At 68.3% G+C, this 20,004-nt stretch carries 20 protein-coding genes and 1 tRNA gene; 9 read left to right on the top strand and 12 right to left on the bottom strand.

All coding sequences use genetic code 11. The annotated features are described in order from the left end of the window. Positions 1-178: 178 nt before the first annotated feature. From ACH49X_RS14045 to ACH49X_RS14025, 5 genes are all read right to left on the bottom strand, one after another. Entirely contained in the window at positions 179-301 is a 123-nt protein-coding gene (locus ACH49X_RS14045) for a hypothetical protein (protein WP_267465347.1), read from the bottom strand. A 636-nt stretch (positions 302-937) separates the two neighbouring features. Next, entirely contained in the window at positions 938-2,614 is a 1,677-nt protein-coding gene (gene ettA / locus ACH49X_RS14040; protein ID WP_195077466.1) for an energy-dependent translational throttle protein EttA, read from the bottom strand. Positions 2,615-2,694: 80 nt separating this feature from the next. Next, a complete protein-coding gene (locus tag ACH49X_RS14035; protein ID WP_357205417.1) occupies positions 2,695-3,192 on the bottom strand; it encodes a single-stranded DNA-binding protein in 498 nt (165 codons plus the stop codon). 156 nt (positions 3,193-3,348) lie between these two features. After that, a complete protein-coding gene (locus tag ACH49X_RS14030) occupies positions 3,349-4,317 on the bottom strand; it encodes a serine/threonine dehydratase (RefSeq protein ID WP_357205035.1) in 969 nt (322 codons plus the stop codon). Continuing rightward, a complete protein-coding gene (locus tag ACH49X_RS14025) occupies positions 4,314-6,347 on the bottom strand; it encodes a cytochrome c oxidase assembly protein (protein ID WP_357104392.1) in 2,034 nt (677 codons plus the stop codon). The genes ACH49X_RS14030 and ACH49X_RS14025 overlap by 4 nt, the downstream gene beginning before the upstream one ends. Before the next feature lie 198 nt (positions 6,348-6,545). On the opposite strand from ACH49X_RS14025, the gene ACH49X_RS14020 reads away from it, so the two are divergent. Then, positions 6,546-6,619: transfer RNA gene (locus tag ACH49X_RS14020), tRNA-Arg, on the top strand. Between the two features lie 231 nt (positions 6,620-6,850). Here the strand turns inward: ACH49X_RS14020 and ACH49X_RS14015 are convergent. Next, a complete protein-coding gene (locus tag ACH49X_RS14015; protein ID WP_195077901.1) occupies positions 6,851-7,249 on the bottom strand; it encodes a group 1 truncated hemoglobin in 399 nt (132 codons plus the stop codon). A 146-nt stretch (positions 7,250-7,395) separates the two neighbouring features. Further along, the gene (gene ectB / locus ACH49X_RS14010; RefSeq protein WP_357104390.1) at positions 7,396-8,652 is read right to left on the bottom strand and encodes a diaminobutyrate--2-oxoglutarate transaminase; all 1,257 of its coding nucleotides are present in this window, start codon (positions 8,650-8,652) and stop codon (positions 7,396-7,398) included. Positions 8,653-8,879: 227 nt separating this feature from the next. On the opposite strand from ectB, the gene ACH49X_RS14005 reads away from it, so the two are divergent. From ACH49X_RS14005 to ACH49X_RS13995, 3 genes are read left to right on the top strand one after another with little or no spacing between them, the layout of a single operon-like run. Then, complete coding sequence (locus ACH49X_RS14005) at positions 8,880-9,653, top strand: ABC-2 family transporter protein (protein WP_357205032.1); 774 nt, start codon at positions 8,880-8,882, stop codon at positions 9,651-9,653. Then, positions 9,646-10,470, top strand: coding sequence for an ABC transporter permease (locus ACH49X_RS14000; RefSeq protein WP_195077462.1), 825 nt, complete (start codon positions 9,646-9,648; stop codon positions 10,468-10,470). The genes ACH49X_RS14005 and ACH49X_RS14000 overlap by 8 nt, the downstream gene beginning before the upstream one ends. Next, complete coding sequence (locus tag ACH49X_RS13995) at positions 10,467-11,462, top strand: ATP-binding cassette domain-containing protein (RefSeq protein WP_195077461.1); 996 nt, start codon at positions 10,467-10,469, stop codon at positions 11,460-11,462. The genes ACH49X_RS14000 and ACH49X_RS13995 overlap by 4 nt, the downstream gene beginning before the upstream one ends. A 25-nt stretch (positions 11,463-11,487) precedes the next feature. On the opposite strand, the gene ACH49X_RS13990 is transcribed toward ACH49X_RS13995, so the two are convergent. Then, on the bottom strand, positions 11,488-12,171 hold the full coding sequence (locus ACH49X_RS13990; RefSeq protein ID WP_195077460.1) for a DUF4389 domain-containing protein: 684 nt from the start codon (positions 12,169-12,171) through the stop codon (positions 11,488-11,490). Positions 12,172-12,399: 228 nt separating this feature from the next. Between ACH49X_RS13990 and ACH49X_RS13985 the strand changes: the two genes are divergently transcribed. The 3 genes from ACH49X_RS13985 (at position 12,400) to ACH49X_RS13975 (ending at position 15,327) form a co-directional block, all read left to right on the top strand. Then, positions 12,400-12,816, top strand: coding sequence for a hypothetical protein (locus ACH49X_RS13985; RefSeq protein WP_195077459.1), 417 nt, complete (start codon positions 12,400-12,402; stop codon positions 12,814-12,816). A gap of 223 nt (positions 12,817-13,039) precedes the next feature. Then, entirely contained in the window at positions 13,040-14,092 is a 1,053-nt protein-coding gene (locus ACH49X_RS13980) for a PLP-dependent cysteine synthase family protein (RefSeq protein ID WP_323123957.1), read from the top strand. Continuing rightward, entirely contained in the window at positions 14,089-15,327 is a 1,239-nt protein-coding gene (locus ACH49X_RS13975) for an MFS transporter (protein WP_195077457.1), read from the top strand. The genes ACH49X_RS13980 and ACH49X_RS13975 overlap by 4 nt, the downstream gene beginning before the upstream one ends. Positions 15,328-15,372: 45 nt before the next feature. Here the strand turns inward: ACH49X_RS13975 and ACH49X_RS13970 are convergent, their stop codons facing one another. After that, positions 15,373-15,693, bottom strand: a complete 321-nt coding sequence (locus ACH49X_RS13970; RefSeq protein WP_195077456.1) for a hypothetical protein — start codon at positions 15,691-15,693, stop codon at positions 15,373-15,375. 378 nt (positions 15,694-16,071) lie between these two features. Here ACH49X_RS13970 and ACH49X_RS13965 point away from each other — a divergent pair, with 378 nt between their 5' ends. Further along, complete coding sequence (locus ACH49X_RS13965; RefSeq protein WP_195077455.1) at positions 16,072-16,602, top strand: DUF4254 domain-containing protein; 531 nt, start codon at positions 16,072-16,074, stop codon at positions 16,600-16,602. Here ACH49X_RS13965 and ACH49X_RS13960 read toward each other — a convergent pair whose 3' ends face one another. The 3 genes from ACH49X_RS13960 to ACH49X_RS13950 are packed head-to-tail and all read right to left on the bottom strand — an operon-like array spanning position 16,603 to position 19,211. Then, positions 16,603-16,920, bottom strand: a complete 318-nt coding sequence (locus ACH49X_RS13960) for a hypothetical protein (RefSeq protein ID WP_195077454.1) — start codon at positions 16,918-16,920, stop codon at positions 16,603-16,605. Further along, complete coding sequence (locus ACH49X_RS13955) at positions 16,921-18,069, bottom strand: acyl-CoA desaturase (RefSeq protein WP_357104378.1); 1,149 nt, start codon at positions 18,067-18,069, stop codon at positions 16,921-16,923. A gap of 20 nt (positions 18,070-18,089) precedes the next feature. After that, a complete protein-coding gene (locus ACH49X_RS13950) occupies positions 18,090-19,211 on the bottom strand; it encodes a ferredoxin reductase (protein WP_357205029.1) in 1,122 nt (373 codons plus the stop codon). Positions 19,212-19,382: 171 nt separating this feature from the next. On the opposite strand from ACH49X_RS13950, the gene ACH49X_RS13945 reads away from it, so the two are divergent. Further along, on the top strand, positions 19,383-20,003 hold the full coding sequence (locus ACH49X_RS13945) for a TetR family transcriptional regulator (protein ID WP_323123932.1): 621 nt from the start codon (positions 19,383-19,385) through the stop codon (positions 20,001-20,003). Position 20,004: the final 1 nt, after the last annotated feature.

The following is a 20,004-nucleotide window of genomic DNA, read 5'->3' as shown; positions in this document are numbered from 1 at the left end:
TCGGATATCGGTTCCGTAACAAAGTGACGCCGGTCCGAGGGTAACTGTGCGCCGATGACGCGTGGGTGAATTCCCTTTTCACATCCGGTGGTTCACCACGACGGCGGAGTTCGCCGCTCGTATGCCGAGATCGCACGCGACAACCTCGGGCACAGCACAGAAGTCGGACCCGCGAATGTCAGGTGAGCGCTACAGGTCGTATCCGCGGCGGCAGCGGCGCCGCACCGGTACCTCGGGTCAGCTCGGCCACCGCGTCGGCGGTCGATGCCACCGATTGCTCGAACTGCGCCTGCGCATTCACAACTCCCACCCTAGCGAGCTACGCGCGGGTAGGTGTCACTCCTGTTCCGCGTTCCCCGGAAAGACTTTTCGCTCCACCCCACCGCAGCTCTCATCCCCTGCTTCCGACCCGAATTTCGGGGCCTACCCGCACCGCACGCCACACCAGCAAACGCCAGGCAGCGCCCGCTCGTCGAAGCAGGCAGCGGTACCCCTGCGAGCGCACCTCGGCGATATTGTCCGGAGTCGCCGCAGGCAGCCGTGTCGAACGCCCTGCACGTAACCCGCGCGGCGATCTCCGCGGAGATGCCGGGCAGCGCCATCGGTCGCACAACCACCGGCGATGAACAGAGCCGAACCACTGTCCCTGCTCGCCACGGGCCGGACAGGATCACGCTGTCGCAGCGCGGTTGCAGCCCCGTGCCCCGGCCTGGCTCATACGCGTCCCCCGCCCTCGTCCTGCCCCCTATCAACCCCCAAACGCACCGCACTCGTATGCGAGCATTCAGCCCGAGAGCTCCACGGGCGAGATCCTTCGCCGAACGACGACCTCGAACCGCTGCGGCGGCCGGCACCCCGGGCCGCCCAGAAGATCCAAGGCCGTGCGTCGCATAGGGCGGGTGCGGCCACACCGCGCACCCGCCCTGTGCGGGCGAACTCAGCCGCGGGTGAGCTTGCGGTGCGTAACCCGGTGCGGGCGAGCCGCTTCCGGGCCGAGCCGCTCGACCTTGTTGGCCTCGTACGCTTCGAAGTTACCTTCGAACCAGAACCACTTGGCCTCGTTGTCGGAATCGCCCTCCCACGCCAGGATGTGGGTGCAGGTGCGGTCGAGGAACCAGCGGTCGTGGGAGATGACCACGGCGCAGCCGGGGAACTTCTCCAGCGCGTTCTCCAGCGAGCCGAGGGTCTCGACGTCGAGGTCGTTGGTCGGCTCGTCCAGCAGGATCAGATTGCCGCCCTGCTTGAGCGTCATCGCCAGGTTCAGCCGGTTGCGTTCACCGCCGGACAGGACGCCCGCGGGCTTCTGCTGGTCGGGGCCCTTGAAGCCGAACGCGCTCACGTAGGCGCGCGACGGCATTTCCTGCTGGCCGACCTCGATGTAGTCGAGGCCGTCGGAGACCACCTGCCACACCGTCTTCTTGGGGTCGATGCCCGCGCGGTTCTGGTCGACGTAGCTGAGCTTGACCGTCTCGCCGACCTTCACCTCGCCGCTGTCCGGCGACTCGAGCCCGACGATGGTCTTGAACAGCGTCGTCTTACCGACGCCGTTGGGCCCGATCACGCCGACGATGCCGTTGCGCGGCAGGGTGAACGACAGGTCCTTGATCAGCTGACGGTCGCCGAAGCCCTTGTCCAGGTGCTCGACCTCCACCACCACGTTGCCCAGGCGCGGGCCCGCGGGAATCTGGATCTCCTCGAAGTCCAGCTTCCGCATCTTCTCCGCCTCGGCAGCCATCTCCTCGTACCGGCCGAGGCGGGCCTTGTTCTTGGCCTGCCTGGCCTTGGCGCCGGAACGGACCCAGGCGAGTTCTTCCTTGAGCCGCTTCTGCAGCTTCTGGTCCTTCTTGCCCTGCACCTCGAGCCGCTCGGCCTTCTTCTCCAGGTAGGTGGAGTAGTTGCCCTCGTACGGGTAGGCGCGGCCGCGGTCGAGCTCCAGAATCCACTGGGCGACGTTGTCCAGGAAGTACCGGTCGTGGGTGACCGCGAGCACGGCGCCCTGGTACTGCGCCAGGTGCTGCTCGAGCCAGTTCACGCTCTCGGCGTCGAGGTGGTTGGTCGGCTCGTCGAGCAGCAGCAGGTCGGGCTTGCTCAGCAGCAGCTTGCACAGCGCCACGCGGCGGCGCTCACCACCGGAGAGGTTGGTGACCGGCTCGTCCGGCGGCGGGCAGCGCAGCGCGTCCATCGCCTGCTCGAGCTGGGAGTCCAGGTCCCACGCGTCGGCGTGGTCCAGTTCCTCCTGCAGCTTGCCCATCTCCTCCATGAGTTCGTCGGAGTAGTCGGTGGCCATCAGCTCGGCGATCTCGTTGAAGCGATCCAGCTTCACCTTGATCTCGCCGAGGCCCTCCTCGACGTTGCCGCGGACGGTCTTCTCCTCGTTGAGCGGCGGCTCCTGCTGAAGGATGCCGACGGTGGCGCCCGCGGCGAGGAACGCGTCACCGTTGTTGGGCTGGTCCAGTCCGGCCATGATCTTCAGCACGCTGGATTTACCCGCGCCGTTCGGGCCGACGACGCCGATCTTGGCGCCGGGAAGGAAGTTCAAGGTGACATCGTCGAGCACGACTTTGTCGCCGTGCGCCTTGCGAACCTTCTTCATTTGGTAGATGAACTCAGCCATAAGTGTGAAGCCTATCGGTGCGAGAGATGGGAGGACGAAGCAGAGCTACCCTGCCGCCGGGACGAAAACCGGTCGCGGGATCAGGCGTCGACCGGCTCGGGTGCACTGCCGTGAGGCGGCGCCGAACCGACGGCAGCGTTATTCTCCCCCGGCGCGTCGGCGACCGGCACCCGACCTTCAGCGCTCACCACCCCGGAAGTATTCCGCGGCGGCAGGTCGGACAACCGCGTCGGTTGCGCGACACAGCGGGCCAGGTCGGGTCCGACCGCGGTGGCGCGCATCTCCAGGTCCCGCCGTTCCACGCCGTCCTTGCTGCGGTATTCATGGGAGCGCAGCTGGCCGTAGGCGATGACCGGATCCCCGCGCCGCAGGGACGCGTCGACACCCGCCACCAGCCTGCGCCAGCAGCTGACGGTGAGGTACAGGGTGCCGTTGTCCACCCATTGCCCCGACGTGTGGTCCAGTCGGCGGGAATTGCTCGCCAGCCGGAAGGTGACCACCTGCTCGCCATTGGTCAGGTCGCGCTTGACCGGATGAGTGGCGATCGTTCCGATCACCGTCGCGTTCGCCTCGTACATATCCACGCCCCTTCACATTCGGATCCGGAATCACCCGGGATTTCCTCCCCTCCAGGAGGGCTCTTCCAGCGTGCGCCGATTCCGTGGACCCGAGCGATTCGATTCAGGAATGTGGACAACTTCCCCAGATGTGAAGACCGAGCGTTCCGCGCGCGGTCAGAACACCGCCACGTCGGTATTGGCGCCGCAGAGGACGATCACCGGCCGCTCGTCCGGAGCGGGCACATAGGCGCCGCTGTGCACGGCGGCCAGCGCCGTGGCTCCGGACACTTCGACCAGGATGCGGAACTCGCGCCACAGATACTCCCGCGCCGCGCTGATCGCGTCGTCGCTGACCAGCAGCGACCGCACGCCGTGGCGGCGGGCGAGGTCTAGTGCGATGTCACCGATCCGCGTCGGGCCGAGCGAGTCGACGGTGATTCCGGACCCGACGATGTCCACCGGACGCTCCGCGCCCAACGCGGCGCGCAGGATCGCGGCGCCGTCGGGCTCCACACCGATCACCCGCTGACGGCGCCCGACCGCGGCCGCGATCCCGGCGACCAGCCCGCCGCCACCCACCGCGGCCAGCACCGGCGGCCTGCCGCGGACCTGCTCTTCGAGTTCGAGCCCGACCACGCCGATGCCTGCGACCACCGCGGGCAGGTCGTAGCCGTGTAGCAGCAGCGCGCCGCGTTCGGCGGCCAGCTCCGTCGCGTGCCGCAAGGCCTCGGCGTAGGAGGTGCCGTGCCAGAGCACCTCGGCGCCGTGCGACCACATCGCGGCGACCTTGGTGTGCGGCGCCGTCTCCGGGACGACGACCGTGCAGGACTTGCCGAGCCGCGCGGCGGCCAGCGCCGCCGCGATACCGGCGTTACCGCCGGAGGCGATCACCACCTCATCGACGCCCGCGCCCGACTCGAGCAGCGCGTTGAGGCTGCCGCGCACTTTGAACGTCCCGCCGTGCTGCAGGTGCTCGAGCTTCATCGTCACCGGCACGGGGCCGGACGGGCTCGCGATGGAGGTGTGGAAGACCGGTGTCTTGCGGATCTGTCCGGCCAGCCGCCTGCGTGCGGATCGCACGTCCGACCGTTCCACCCGCCCGACCGGTCTGTGTGGCTGGACCGTGGTGGCGCGTTCACTCACTTACGCACTTCTCCATCCCGCTTGGCCAGTTCGGCGAACATCGCGTTGTGTGCGGCGAGTGCGGCGTCGTTGTCGCGTTCGGCGGCTCGATCGGTGCGCTGCGCGAGCCGCTGGTCGCTGCGCGACCATTGGATCAGCAACGCCAGCATCACCACCACCAGGGGGACCTCGCCGCTGGCCCACGCGAGGCTACCGCCGGTGCGCTGATCGCCGAGCAGATCGCCGTGCCAGCCCAGGCCGAGGCCGCGGTAGAACCAGCCGCCGAGCACCGTGGTCGTGCTCATCAGCGCGATGCCGAAGAACGCGTGGAACGGCAGCGAGCCGAACACCATGGCGAGCTTGGTCAGCGGCTCCACCTGCCTCGGCTTGGGATCGATGCCGATCACCACCCAGTAGAACAGGTAACCGCTGAGCAGGAAGTGCACGTTCATCAGCAGGTGTGCCGCGTGCGAGTCGGCGTAGGCGTCGAAGATGCCGCCCAGGTATAGCGCGTAGAAGCCGCCGACGAAGATCGCCGAGGCCACAATGGGGTGGGTCAGGAACCGCGACACCGGGTTGTGCACCGCGGCAAGCAGCCACTCCCGCGGACCGGGCACGCCACCGCGGCCCGCCGGGGGCAGCGCCCGCAGCGCCAGCGTCACCGCGCCACCGAGAGCCAACAGGATCGGCGCGAGCATGGACAGCGCCATATGCGCTCCCATATGCACGCTGAACATGGCGGGCGAGTACCGGCCGACGCCGGAGGAGGTGGTGACGAGCAGCACCGCGCAACCGGACAGCCAGGCGACCGTCCGCCCGGCCGGCCACGCGTCGCCCCGCGCTCGCAGCCGCCGCACGCCGAGCAGGTACAGCACCGCGAGCACGACGGACAGCGTTCCGAAGATCAGATCGAACCGCCAGTCCAACACCAGGCGGGCGAAACTGGGCGGTCCGGCCAGGTCGTAGCCCAACTCCACCTCGACGGGGGTCGGCACGGAGTCCGGCGGGGGCGGCGGCGTGCGGCCGAGCCCGACCGCGAGGCCGATGGTCGCGGCGAAGATCAGCACCTCGACGCCCGCGTACCGCACCAGGGCCGACCGGTCGCCGGGATCGGCGGCCAAGGCGGGCAGCGCCGCGCGGCGCTGCAGATAGCCGAACACCCCCAACACCATCAGCGCGGCGGCCTTGGCCAGCACCAGCCTGCCGTAGGTGCTGGAGAACAGCTCGTCCAGCGGCACGCGGACCCAGGAGTTGATCACGCCGCTGACCGCGATCACGGCGAACGCGACGGTGGCGGTCAGCGAGAAGCGGCGCGCCGCCACATCGGTGTGCGCCCCGCCGCGCAGGGCGTGCGCCAGCACCGCGAACAGACCGCCCACCCAGACGGCCGACGCGATCAGGTGCAGGATCAGGCTGTTGGTCGCCACGTCGTGCGACCCGCCCGAGGACGAATGGCCGGTCAACGCCAGCGGCATCATGGTGGCGATCGCGCCCCCCAGCAGGACCGGAGTCCAGCCCCAGCGCAACGCGAGCCGGCAGCCCACCGCGACGATCAGGGCGAAGACGACGGTCGTCCGCCAGGCTCCGGCCAGTTCGATCCGGGCGATGGCATGCCACAGCTCCTGCGGCCGCAGGACGTCGGTCACCGGCCGTCCGGTGGTATCCGACACCGTCAGCGGCACCAGCAGCGCCGCGCAGCACGCCCAGACCACCGCGAAATTCGACGCCCTGCGCACCGCGCGATACCCATCGACGTCCAGCAGCCCGTTCGGCTGCGGCGGTACCAGGAAGGCCGCGAACAACAGCGAGCCGACCGTCAGCGCGGCCGACAGATCGGCGAGCGCCCGGACCGCGGGCAGGCCGTAGGTGGTCGGGACACCGGGGTCGGGGATGCCGAGCAGGCTCAGTGCCTGCGCCGCCGACAACCCCACCACCAGCGCCGCGACCACGGCCGCGATGGCGCCGGCCAGCGCGGTGATCGTCGCGAACGTCGCCCCGGAGCGAGCGGCCTCGGCTCGGGGAGCGGCGGACGAGGTGGGGGCGGACGACATACGACTGAGCGTAGTCGGCGAGTATTCCGTGGCCCGGCCGGGTTTGTACCGATATCCTTGGCCCGTCACCACGGGCGCGTCACCTACTGTCTCGGAATGGCTGAAACGTTGCTAACGCTGAGATTCCGGTCACCTGGACGGTCGCTATAATCGACTCGCTGGACAGCACGGCCAATGTCGGCCATCGTAGAACCCGCTGCCTCCGTAGCTCAGTTGGATAGAGCAAGGGCCTTCTAATCCCTAGGTCGCAGGTTCGATTCCTGCCGGGGGCGCAGCACACTGGAGACCCGCAGCTATAGCTGTGGGTCTCCAGTCCTATTACCCAGGACGCGCGAGGCTCAAACACGCGAAACTTTCGCCCGTATGTGCTCCGGACGGCGCGTGCCGCACGGATCCCGCCGAAGTCGTCGCGAAACTTGCGAGCCGGTTGCGGGCGTGGCCACCCCGCGTCTGCCGGTCTCGGCGCGATCGAGGCCAGCGCTCGGCGCCCGGCGGGACGGCCGTCAAATCTTCGCGGGCGACGAGGTGATGTCGTCGGCCAGCGGTGCGATCGCGCCCAGGATCTCGGCAACCAGATCGGCGGGCACCCCGGCGGCGGTGAGCGACGCCTCCAGATGACCCGCCACCAGGCCGAAGTGGTGCATGGTGATGCCACGGCCCTGGTGGACCTGCTTCATCGGAGCGCCGGTGTACGGGATGGGCCCGCCCAGAGCGGCGGCGAAGAACTCGACCTGTTTTCCCTTCAACCGCGACATGTTCGTGCCGGTGAAGAAGCCCGCCAGCTCGTCGTCGGCGAGCACGCGGGTATAGAAATCCTCCACGACGATCTCGAGCGCCTCGTGACCGCCGATCTTGTCGTAGATGCTGCTGGTTGTCTTGCTCTTCCCGAGCCAGGAGGGCATTCGCATGGCTACCAGGACACCAGCGGACTGTTGCGTCCGGATTAGTACGATGTCGCGACTCGTTTGCCTTCGTCGCGGCGCGATTACTCGCCCCTCACCGACACTTCGGCCGGGCTGAGATACTTCCGCAACACGCCCGAAAATCTCTACCGGCAAACCGCTTCCATCGCTGCCGTCAGTAGCTCGATGCCGTGGTCGATCTCGTCGTCGGCGATCGTCAGGGGCGGCATCAACTTGATCACCTCGTCCATCGAACCGGACGTCTCCACCAGCAAGCCCCGATCGAAAGCGGCCCGGCCGACCTTCTCCGCCAGCGAGGTGTCCTCGAACACGACGCCGTGCACCAGGCCCCGTCCCCGTGTCGAGACGCCGGGGAAGGCCGAGACGACCGCACGCAGCGCCTGCGCGATCCGCTCCCCCTTGGCCACGGTCGCGAGTTCCAGTGCGGAATCCGACCAATAGTGCTCCAGCGCGACACGCCCGGTGACGAACGCCGCGTTGTTGCCTCGGAATGTGCCGTTGTGCTCTCCCGGCGCCCACTGATCGAGTTCCGGCCGCAGCAGCACCAACGCCATAGGCAGACCGTAGCCGCCGATCGACTTCGACAACGTCACGATATCGGGCGTGATCCCCGCGGCCTCGAAGGAGAAGAACGGCCCCGTACGCCCGCAGCCCATCTGCACGTCGTCGACGATCAACAGGATGCCGCGGGCCGCACACAGCTCGGCCAGCCCACGCAACCACTCCGCCCTGGCCACATTGATGCCGCCTTCACCCTGCACCGTCTCCACGATCACCGCCGCGGGCTTGTCCAATCCCGACGACGGGTCGTCCAGCGCCTTACGCATCCACAGCAGATCGTCGGCGCCACCGAGATACCCGTCATAGGGCATCGGCAGCGCATGCCCGAGCGGCACCCCGGCGCCCGACCGCTTGGCGGCGTTCCCGGTGACCGCCAGCGCGCCCAGCGACATCCCGTGGAAAGCGTTGGTGAAGCTCAGCACCGTCTGCCGCCCGGTCACCTTGCGCGCCAGCTTCAACGCTGCCTCGACCGCGTTGGCTCCGGTCGGCCCGGGGAACTGGACTTTCCAGTCCAGTCCGCGCGGGGTGAAGACGGTGTCGCGCAACGCTTCCAGCAACCGCCGCTTGGCGATGGTCGACATGTCCAGCCCGTGCGTGATGCCGTCCCCGGCGATGTAGTCCAGCAATGCCCGCTTGAGCACGGGATTGTTGTGACCGTAGTTGAGCGAACCCGCCCCGGCGAAGAAATCCAGGTACTCCTTGCCGGTCTCGTCGCGCAACCACGCGCCGCTGGCGGTGTCGAAGACGGCGGGCCAGCAGCGACAGTACCCGCGCACGTTCGATTCGAGTGCCTCGAAAACGGTCATCTCGGCGACGGTCATCGGCGTTCCTTACTCGTCGTGCGCGAGCGCTCCACAATCTGAAGTGAGAGTGTTTCTAACATCGGTGGCATCCCGATGTGGCCTTTTCTCCGAAACCGCGTCGAAGCCTTTCCCGGGCCGAGCGGGGCCGGTAGAGTCGACTCCTTGTGCGCGGCAGACCGGAGGGGGGCGGACAGCGTGCCGTCGAGGAACGATTTCGCAGCGCCGTCGCCCTTTACGCATCGCTCGTGGGCGCCGGATTCCGCAGACAGTGGCAATACAAGATGGCCATGTTCGCGGGGCTGTTCACCAACTGTGTGTTCGGGTTCGTCCGCGCGGCCGTCCTCGCCGCGGCGGTGGACGCCGCGGGCGACTTCGGCGGGTACGACCGGGGCAGCATCGGCGCCTACGTGTGGCTCTCCCAGGGTCTGCTCGGCGCGCTGCAGTTCATGGGGCCGCTGGGGCCACTGGACGATCGGGTGAAGAACGGCGACATCGCGATCGATTTCCTGCGCCCGGTCGATATCCAATGCGGTTATCTCGCCGACGATGTCGGGCGCGCGGCCTGCACCTTCCTCCCACGCGGAGTGCCGAGCGTGCTGGTGGGCACGCTCACCTTCGGGCTGGCGATGCCGGTCACGCCGGGTCCCTACCTGCTCGGAGCGGTGAGCATCCTGCTCGCCGTGGTGGTTTCGTTCCTGTGCCGGTTCCTCGTGGTGCTGATCGGCTTCTGGGTCGTGGAGACCCGTGGCATCCGGGTGCTGTACTACACCGGCGGCACGTTCCTTGCCGGCCTGTTCGTGCCGGTGCACATGTTCCCGTCGTGGCTGGGCGCCATCGCGGCGGCCAGTCCCTTTCCGTCGATGCTGCAATCCCCGATCGACGTGCTCTCGGGGCGGCTCACCGGCGCGGAGGCGCTGACGGTCGTCGGCGTCCAGGTGTTCTGGGTGCTGGTGACCGCGATCGCGGGGCGCGTGCTGCTGATCGCGGGTCGCCGCAGGCTGGAGGTGCAGGGTGGTTGACGCCACCGCGCGCTCCGGATCGTGGTCGACGCCGTATGTCGCAGTTCTGCGCTCCAGGATCCGGGCGCAGCGCAGTTACCGATTGTCCTTCGCCAGTGAGCTTTTGAGCGCGTTCCTGGTCGGCTTGGTCGAATTGGCCGAAGTGTGGCTGATCTTCCGCACCGCGCGTGTCCTCGGCGGGCTCGACCTGGACGCCGCGCTGCTGTTGTTCGGTCTGAGCAACACGAGTTTCGCGCTGTCCCAAGTGCTGTTCGGCCATCTCGACACGCTGCCGGTGCTGATCAGGATGGGCCAGCTCGACGCATACCACCTGCGACCGCAACCGCTGCTGCTGCAACTGATCACCAGCGACATCTCCCTGCGCCGGTTCGCGCGCGCCTCGGTCTCGATCGTCGCGCTCGCGGCCGGTGCGGCGCGCAACGACATCGCCTGGACCCCGGAAACCACCGCGCTGCTGACACTTACGCTCGTCGGAGGTATCGCGCTGTTCGGTGGGGTATTCGTCTGCGCGGCGGGATTGCAGTTCTATCTGATCGACGGTTCCGAGCTCACCAACAGTTTCACCTACGGCGGCTCGTTCGCCGCGACGCAACCCGCCTCGGTGTTCCCCACACCCATGCGACTGCTGTTCGGGTTCGCGATCCCGGTCTCGTTCACCGCCTACCTGCCCACCCTCGCGCTGCTCGACCTGCCAGGGCCGCCGCTGCTGCCCACCTGGCTGGCCTGGCTCACGCCGGTGGCGGCGCTGTGGGTCTGGCTGCTGGCGCTGGGTTTGTGGCGATCGGGCACTCGGCACTACCAGGGAGGCGGCGGATGAGCACCGACCGGTTCGGCAGCCAGGAGCCGATCATCGAGATGGAGGGCCTCACGAGGCAATTCACTCTGTATCGCAAGGACGGCCGCCGCTGGCGCAGGCGCCGCGAGACGCTCACCGCGGTCGACGGGATGACCGTCCGGATCGAGCGGGGCGCCGCCGTCGGCTACATCGGCGCCAACGGTGCGGGCAAGTCCACCACGATCAAAATGCTCACCGGCATCCTGGTCCCCACCTCCGGCGCCGTGCGCACCTGCGGGCTGGACCCGGTGCGGCAGCGACGCGAACTGGCCGGGCGGATCGGCGTCGTGTTCGGCCAGCGCTCTCAGCTGTGGTGGGATCTGCCGCTGCGCGAATCGTTCTCGATACTCGCCGCGATCCACCGGCTGGAGCCCGCCGCCGCGCGCGAGCGCGCGCACGAACTGATCGAGCAGCTGGAAATGGCCGACACACTCGACACACCCGTGCGCCAACTCTCGCTGGGCCAGCGCATGCGCGCGGAAGTCGCCGCCGCACTGCTGCATTCACCCGAGCTGGTGATCCTGGACGAGCCGACGATCGGCCTGGACGTGCTGTCCAAACAGCGGTTGCGCGAATTCCTGCGCGCCGAGCGGGCCGAGCGTGGCACCACGCTCCTGCTCACCACACACGACATGGGCGACATCGAGAGACTCTGCGAGCGTGTGCTCGTCGTCGACCACGGCCGTTTGGTGTACGACGGGTCGCTGGCCGGCTTGGCGGCCACCGTCGGAGCGCGCCGCGTGCTGGTGGTCGATCTGGCCGAACCTGCGCCCGACCTCGACGATCTGCCCTCGGCCCAGCTGCTCGGCAGCGAAGGCGACGGCATGCGGCAGCGGCTGGCCTTCGATCCGGAGCGGATCACGGCCGCGCAATTGCTGGCCGCGGTGTCCGACCGCGCCGAAGTGCGGGACCTGTCGATCGAAGAACCCGAGATCGAGGACGTGGTCAGGCGGATATACGAATCCGCCCGCTGACCTCGGCGGGCGGATTCGGTGGCGATCAGGTTCGGTCGGACTCGCGAGCGCCTTGGTCGAGCCGGAAGGGCGGGTACTCGTCCCGCATCAGGCTGGCGTAGGCCTGCACCCGAATGATCCAGCGGTTGACGCCCATCACGAAGTCGTAGAGCCCCTGGGGGTAGCGCGCCGAGAACAGCAGCGCGATCACCGCGACGATCAGCAGGATGCTCAGCAACGAGATCGAAGCGCCGCCCCAGTCGTCACCATCGCTCCCCGCGACCGCGATGCCGCCGCTGACCACCGCGCCGACGATCAGATAGTGCGGAATGGCGAGCAACCACCACTTCACCAGCACCAAGCCGCGGTGCAACGTCTCCGGATAGTCGATCTCCAAGTCGGCCGGGTACTCCGCGTTCGGTTGCAGGCTGAACGGCGGGTACTTGTCGGTGCCGAGTACCGAGAGCGCGTAGAAGGTCACCCGCCATCCCCAGCGCATGACGCCGACGTTGAAGTCGAACAGCCGCCGCGGATACCTGCCGGTGACCAGGATGGCGACGAAGGCGACGACCGTGAGCACCGCGTACGCGATGTGCAGGAAGAACAGCACAACGTAGTGCGGAATCGCCAGTAGCCATTTGACCAGCCACAGCCACCGGGACAACGCGGGGTCCAGATCGCCTCGAACACGAATCGGGCTGGACGGCGCGGCGGGCTTCTCGAGTTCCATGAGCAACGCTCCTTATGGTTGCTGTGATCCATGCCACAACCAGTAGGTGTCCTGATTGTCGCGTATCCGGCTGCCCGCGAACGGCACCATCTGATACCGACACGCCAACGAATCGGGGTGCACGACGGTCTTCGGCGAACGACCCGCGTTGCGCCGCAGCGGATATCACTCGCATCGTCGTTCCCACCCGCCGATCCCGGTGCGGACGGACTTGTACCATCGGAAGGCGTGACGTTCGGCGCGCTGCGACTACCGGTGATCCGGGTGATCGTGGTACTCGCGTACACCGTCTGGGTGGTCGCCATGGCGGTGCCCCAGTGCCATGTCTTCGGCCACGTCGTCGCCTCGCACGCCCACATCGAAGCCGCCGGGCCGGTCATGGTCTCCACCGTCTCCCCGGCGATCCTCGCCGACCGGCATCAGCACGTCGCCGAGCCGGACCCGCACGTGCCGGCCGATGGGGTACTCGCCGCCCTGCCGCGCGCTGTCTCGCTGCTGCTGTTGTTGCTGCTCGCGTCCGTGTCGGTGTTGCTCATGAGGCCCGTGTCCGCGCTCGCGGGCGGTGTGCGCGCGCCCCCGGTCGCGACCCTCCCGGTATATCCGGGCAGAGACAGACTCACTCGATTCGGCATCGATCGGAACTGATCGGTCAGCGTCAGGCCGGAGCCTGCCGGGGCCCGGCCGGTGTTCGTGCGAAGTCCCGCACTCACACCGTCGCCGCACGGCGACCGCACAGAATCGACGATTCCTCATGACTTCTGCGCTGCAGAACCCGGCTGTGCCCGATCCGGCTCCAGGCGAGACGTTGCCGCTCGCCAGCCCGGCGAGTCTCCTGACGGCGGCCCAGCGCTGTCCGCGTCCGGCCACCATGGTGGGTAACACGCCGGTGCTCTGGATCACCGAACCGCTCGACGGCGCGACGCGACCGGACGGCCGCGGCTTCTGGGCCAAACTGGAGGGCGCCAACCCCGGCGGGATGAAGGACCGGCCCGCGCTGCACATGGTCGAGCGCGCCATCGCGCGCGGTGACCTCGCACCGGGCGCACCGATCATCGAATCCACCAGCGGCACGCTCGGTTCGGGCCTGGCGCTGGCCGGCATGGTGTACCGCCACCCGGTCACGCTGGTCACCGATCCCGGGATGGAGCCGCTCATGCACCGCATGCTCGCGGCCTACGGCGCGCGGGTGGAACTGGTCACCGAGCCGCACCCGACCGGAGGCTGGCAGCAGGCGCGCCGCGACCGCGTCGCCGAACTGCTGGCGCGCGAACCTCGGGCGTGGTGCCCGGACCAGTACCGCAACCCCGACAACAGCGACGCCTACCAGTCCCTTGCGCTCGAGCTGGTCGCCCAGCTGGGACGGATCGACGTCCTGGTCTGTTCGGTCGGCACGGGCGGCCATTCCGCGGGTATCACGCGCACGCTGCGCCGGTACTTTCCGCACCTGCGCTTGGTCGGCGTCGACACCGTGGCGTCCACGATCTTCGGACAGCCCGCGGGACCGCGGCTGATGCGCGGGCTGGGTTCGAGTATCCATCCGGACAACGTCGACTATTCGGCGTTCGACGAGGTCCACTGGGTCGCGCCCGCGGAGGCGGTGTGGGCCTGCCGCAGGCTCGCGGCGACCCACCACGCCAGCGGCGGCTGGAGCGTCGGCGCGGTCGCCCTGGTCGCGGGCTGGCTGGCCCGCACCGGCGATCCGGCCACGCGGATCGCCGCGGTCTTCCCCGACGGTCCGCTGCGCTACTTCGACACCGTGTACAACGACGACTACTGCCGCGAGCACGGCCTGCTCGGCGTCGCACCGCCCGCCGCACCGCGGCGTATCGCGCATCCCGGCGAGGCCGTCGCGGTCTCGTGGACCCGATGCACGACGGTCGTCGATCCCCGTGGCGCCGCCGGGAAGGAGCGGACGCGATGACCGGCCTGATCACCACCTTCCGCGGCTTCAACCGGCCCAGCCGCATGCTGATGGTCAATCAGTTCGCCATCAACACCGGTTTCTACATGCTGATGCCCTACCTGGCCGGTTACCTGGCCGCCTCGCTCGGACTCGCCGCGTGGGCGGTGGGGCTGGTCCTCGGCATCCGCAACTTCGCCCAGCAGGGCATGTTCCTCGTCGGCGGCACGCTGGCCGACCGGCTCGGCTACAAACCGCTCATCGTGGCCGGATGTCTGTTGCGCACGGCCGGTTTCGCGCTGCTCGCGGTCGCCGACACGCTGCCGGCGCTGCTGGTGGCCTCGGCCGCGACCGGCTTCGCGGGCGCGCTGTTCAACCCCGCGGTCCGCGCGTATCTGGCCGCGGACTCGGGTGAGCGCCGGGTGGAGGCGTTCGCCGTGTTCAACGTCTTCTACCAGGCCGGCATCCTGTTCGGACCGATCGCGGGGCTCGCGCTGATGGCCGTCGACTTCCGCGCGACCGCCACGGGCGCCGCCGTGGTGTTCGGCGTGCTGACCGTGGCCCAGTTACGCGCGCTCCCGCAACACCGGGCGGAGCCGAAAACCACCTCGGTGCTGGACGATTGGCGCGTGGTGCTGGCCAACCGCCCGTTCCTGCTGTTCGCGGGGGCGATGATCAGTTCCTCGGTCCTCGCCTTCCAGGTCTATCTGGCGTTACCCGTGCACGCCGCGCGGATCGCGGCCGACTCGGCGACGATGCTGATGACGGCGGTGTTCGTGCTGTCGGGGTTGATCGCGATCGCCGGGCAACTGCGCATCACCCGCTGGTTCGGTCGGCGATGGGGCCGCGCGCACAGCCTCGCGATCGGCATGGCGATACTCGCGTCCGCGTTCGTTCCGCTGGTGTTGATCCCCGGCACCGGTATCGGTGTGTGGCCCGCGATCGGCGCACTGCTGGTGACCGCCGCCGTCCTGGGAATCGGTGCGGCAGCGGTGTTTCCGTTCGAGATGGACACCGTGGTCGCGCTGTCGGGCAACCGCCTGGTGGCGACCCACTACGGCCTGTACAACACCATTGTCGGCGTCGGCATCCTGCTCGGGAATCTCGGCATCGGAACGCTGCTGGACCGCACCAGGGAAGCCGGAATGAGTGCACTGTCGTGGGCCGCGCTCGTCGCCGTCGGCGCCGTCGCGGCGGCGGGGCTGTTCGCGCTCGCCCGGTCCGGACGGCTCGACGCGCCCGTCCCGATCGGCTGAACGCCTCCGGCCGTCCCGGACGCGCGTCATCCGGGTCGGCCGGCCTCAGGCCGGTCCGCTCGCCTGCGCCGAATACAGGCTGACCTCGCCGTCCTCACTGAGAAAGGCGTTGACCAGCATGGTGCGGGTGGTGCGCAGCTCCTCCTCGTCCGGCGCGGCGGTGGTGATCGAGATCTGCGGGATGACCGCCCAGTTGACCACGTAGCGCTCCGGCGGACCGTCGTCGTCGGACAGCCGGGCGAGCCGGAACACCGAGACGGTCTTGCGGACGATCAGGTTACGCACGACCTCCGCGATTCGCTCAGGGTCTTCCAGCGCGAACATGAAGCCGAATGTCAGCTCCGGCGATGACACGTAGGCGGGCACGAATACCGAGGCTAGCCGATCGCGCACCGGCGCGCAGCGCTCGCGCCGAATCGGTTGCCGCTCATACGCTCGGCAATTCCGAGAACGCCGGCGCCCGGTTGACCGATCCGTAACGGAACATAACGATTTCCCGGCAGCTTTCGGATTCGCAGACCAGAGTGTTGCGCGGCTTCGGCTACCGCGCTTTCCTGGAAAGTGTCCTGATTTCTCGGACCGTCTTCTCTCGCATCGTCGCGGAATTCCCGGTTTCTCTGCCGTGCCGGTGGAACGTGGGATGGCAGCCGGGTGCGGGACTGCGCCGGAGCCGAGGGGCGCCCCTCCCCGAAATCCCCCTCGGCCCTGGCGTATCCAGGATTCGTCGTGTCGCAGAGGTAGGTCATGCCCACCGAATACGCTCAGCGCAGTTTCGGAGCCGAAGAGCTTCCGCCGCCCGCCGCACTCCTTCGCGCGATTCGCGAACCAGGCGACAACCAGCACCGGCACAGCGTGCTGCACGCGGCGCGGAAACTCGTCGACTGCCATGAGCGACGGCAGCGGGCGCTCGAGCGGGCACACGCCCCGGAGGCATCGAGCACCCGCGTCGCGGCGTGCACCCAGCAAGTGGAGGACATCGACGGCTGCCGCACCGAATGGATCGGGCGGATCGACGCCTGGGTGGCCGCGAACGTGCAGCACCGGGAAGGCGCTTCCCTGCATACCGAGACGCTCGGCGCGGTCGTCGACCGAATCGCGGCCAAATGGGTTGCGGCTCGTCACTCTTTGGACGAGGAGATCACGACCGGGCCGCACCCGGCGCAGGCGGGCGGGGAGGCCCACCTGCAGTGGTCCAGGCTGGCCGAGCTGCTCGACGGGTATCAGGATCTGATCACCGACGTCCTCCAGCACCGGCGCAGGCTGCCGGTGTGGTGATCAGCGCGGCTCGTCCACCCCGGGCTCGACCACCTCGGCGTCCAGAAACGCCTCGGTCGCGTCCGCCCGCGGTTTCGGCACCGTGACCTCGGCCTCGTCACCGAGGTCACGATCGAGATCCCGCTGCGCCTGCGCGTCCCTGCGCGCCGCGGCCGCCGCTTCGTTCATCTCGATGGCGTCGGTGATCCACTCACCGATCTCCCTGGTGACCTCGGCGACGGTCCCCGTGATGATGTTGGCGATATTGCCGACGTGCTTGGCGCCGGAGGACGTCAATTCCTGAATGAGATCCTTGCGGCTCTCGAATTTCCCGATCATTCACACGCCCGCTTCGCTCGCCTTTCGCTGACGCATCACGATAACACCGGGGGACGGCTCGCTCTCGACCCAGCGCGGCGGAAGTGCCAGCTTGAAAATCTTCTTCCACACCGAGCCGATCTGCTTACCGAGCGGGCCGGTGTTGTACGGCAAACCGTACTTCTCACACAATGCGCGCACGGTCGGCGCCATCTCCGGATAACGGCTCGCGGGCAGGTCGGGAAACAGATGGTGTTCGATCTGATGCGACAAATTACCGGACATGATGTGGAACAGCTTGCTGCCGGTGATGTTGGCCGAGCCGAGCATCTGCCGGATGTACCACTCGCCGCGGGTCTCGTCCGCGGTCTCCTCCTCGGTGAACGTCTGTACGCCGGCCGGGAAGTGACCGCAGAAGATGATGGCGAAGGCCCACACGTTGCGCACCAGGTTGGCGGTGGCGTTACCGGCCAAGGTGTGGAAGAACAGCGGCCCGGTCAGCGCGGGGAACACCAGGTAGTCCTTGAGCACCTGCTTGCCGGCCTTGCGCCACTGGCCGAGCAGCAGCCGCTTGACCTCCGGCCACTTCTTCTTCCCCGCCAGGATGTTCTCGACCTCGAGGTCGTGGCCCATGACACCCCACTCGAACAGCATCATGAGCACGAAGGCGTACAGCGGCTGACCGAGCCGCAGCACGTTCCACTCCTGCGCCTCGTCCATGCGCAGGATGGAGTAGCCGATGTCGCGGTCCTTGTTGTGGATGTTGGTGTAGGTGTGGTGCAGATAGTTGTGCGAGTGCTTCCACTGGTCGGCCGGGCAGACGGTGTCCCATTCGAAGACACGGGAATTCAGGCCCGGCTCACGCATCCAGTCGTACTGGCCGTGCATCACGTTGTGGCCGATCTCCATGTTGTCCAGGATCTTCGACACACTCAGCGCCGCCACCGCGGCCAGCCAGAAGGGCGGAAGGAAGCCCAGGTACATCAGGCCGCGCCCGGCGATCTCGAATCCGCGCTGCGCCTTGATGATCGAGTACAGGTATTCCCGGTCGCGTTCGCCGAGGTCGGCGACGATCGCGGCGCGCAGCTCGTCGAGTTCGCGGCCGAGCTCTTCGATCTGGTCCGGGCTCAGGACCAGCGGTCCGTTCTCGGTTTCGGTCAGGATGGTCATGATTCGTTCCCCTTCGTGAATCAGATGTCGATGTCGACGTCGCCGACCGGCGCGCTGACGCACAGCTGGATCGGCTGGTCGGGGTCGGTGTCGGTTTCGCCGGTGCGCAGATTGCGCGTGCAGCCCGAGCGGCGCACCGCGGTGCAGGAAAAGCAGATCCCCATGCGGCAGCCGTACTCGGGACTCAGGCCGGCGGCTTCGGCCTGCTCGAGCAGCGTGGCGCCGTTGTTCGGCGCGCTCACGCCGCTGGCCGAGAAGCTGACGGTGCCGTGCGCGTCGGCGGCGTCCACCGGCGCGAGCGACAGTGTGAACTCCTCGGAGTGCAGCCGGTCGGCGAGTTGCTCGGCCTCGTAGATGGTGCGCACCGCGTCCATCAGCGCCGGCGGGCCGCAGACGAAGGTCTGCGCGTCGGCGAACCACGGCGCGACGCGCTCGAGTTCGTCGTAGCCGAAATATCCGTCGCCCTTCGGCTGGGCGAGGTCCACCCACGGCGCATCGGGATCCACCTTCGGCGGCAGGTCCCGCGTGCGGCGCGGGTAGCGCAGTTCGATGCGGAAGTTCGGGTGCCGTCGCGCGATCGCGTCCAGCTCCGCTCGATGCGGCAGCGCGGCGGGCGATTTCGCGTAGTGCAGGAAGACGACCTCGCCCGGATGCTCCTCCGCGGCGAGCGTGCGCAGCATGGACAGCACCGGCGTGATGCCGCTGCCGCCGCTGATCAGCAGCACACGCCGCGGCCGCGGCTCGGGCAGCCGGAACACGCCGTCGGCGGGTGTCAAGTCGACCACCATGCCGGGGGCGGCGTTGCGGTAGAGGTACTGCGACACCAAGCCGTCCGGATGCGCTTTCACGGTCAGCTGGATGCGGCGATCCCGATCGCCTTCCGGGTTCACCGGCGAATAGCACCGCGTGTGCCGCACACCATCGATCACCACGCCGATCTGGACGTACTGTCCGGCGACGTGGCCCTTCCACTGCCGGGTCGGGCGCAGCGTGAGCGTGACCGAACCCGGCGCCGAGCGGCGCACGTGAGTGATTTCGGCCCGCATGTCCCGCACCGTGAGGGTGGGGCGGACCAGCTCCAGATAGCGGTCCAGCGGGTGTGGCGAGGTCAGGGTCTGCACCAGGTTGATGAGATCCACCATTAGTTCTCCGTGCCTCTTGTCGGGCTGACGACGTGCGACCGAATTTCAGTGCACGTCTGTACACTCAACTAGTGTGACCGATGACCGGGGCTAGGTGTCAACCGGCGAAACATGTGACTCGAACTACATCTGGGGATAGGTCGAATGGTGAACGGATGTATGCTCACCGGGATGAATGAGCAGGCAGCGACCCGAGGCGAACGCAAGGAGCGGACCAGGCAGGCACTCCTGGACGGCACCCTCGCGCTGGCCGCCGAGCGCGGATTCGCCGCGCTCAGCCTGCGGGAGATCGCCCGCTCGGCGGGCATCGTGCCCACGGCGTTCTACCGGCACTTCGCGTCGTTGGAGGACCTGGGCGCCACTCTGGTCGACGACGGCGTCACGGCGCTGCGGCTGGCGCTGCGGGAAGTCCGCCGCAACGCCGACGCGGGGCTGTCGGACACGGTGCGCTTCGTCTTCGCGCAAGTGGGCCCCAAACGGGAACTGTTCGGCTTCCTCACCAGGGAGCGCCACGGCGGGTCCGCCGCGCTGCGCACGGCCATCGCCAGGGAGATCCAACTGATCGTGCGCGAACTGGTCGCCGATCTGTCCCGGATCCGGGCCCTTGACTCCTGGACGCCGCGAGACCTGGAGATCGCCGCCGACCTGATGGTCACCACGGTGACCGACGGGATCGCCGCCTACGTGTCGGCCGCACCGCGCGACGAGCAGGCGATCATCGACCGCACCGTCCAGCAGATGCGGTTGATCGCGCTCGGCATGGGCGGCTGGCGGCCACCGAAGCGGCGCTAGC

Origin of the sequence: Nocardia sp. NPDC019323 (genome assembly GCF_044389845.1) — a bacterium.
Taxonomy (GTDB): Bacteria; Actinomycetota; Actinomycetes; order Mycobacteriales; family Mycobacteriaceae; genus Nocardia; species Nocardia implantans.
The sequence above is the reverse complement of the archived record's forward strand: the minus strand, read 5'-3'. Positions and strand labels throughout refer to the sequence as shown.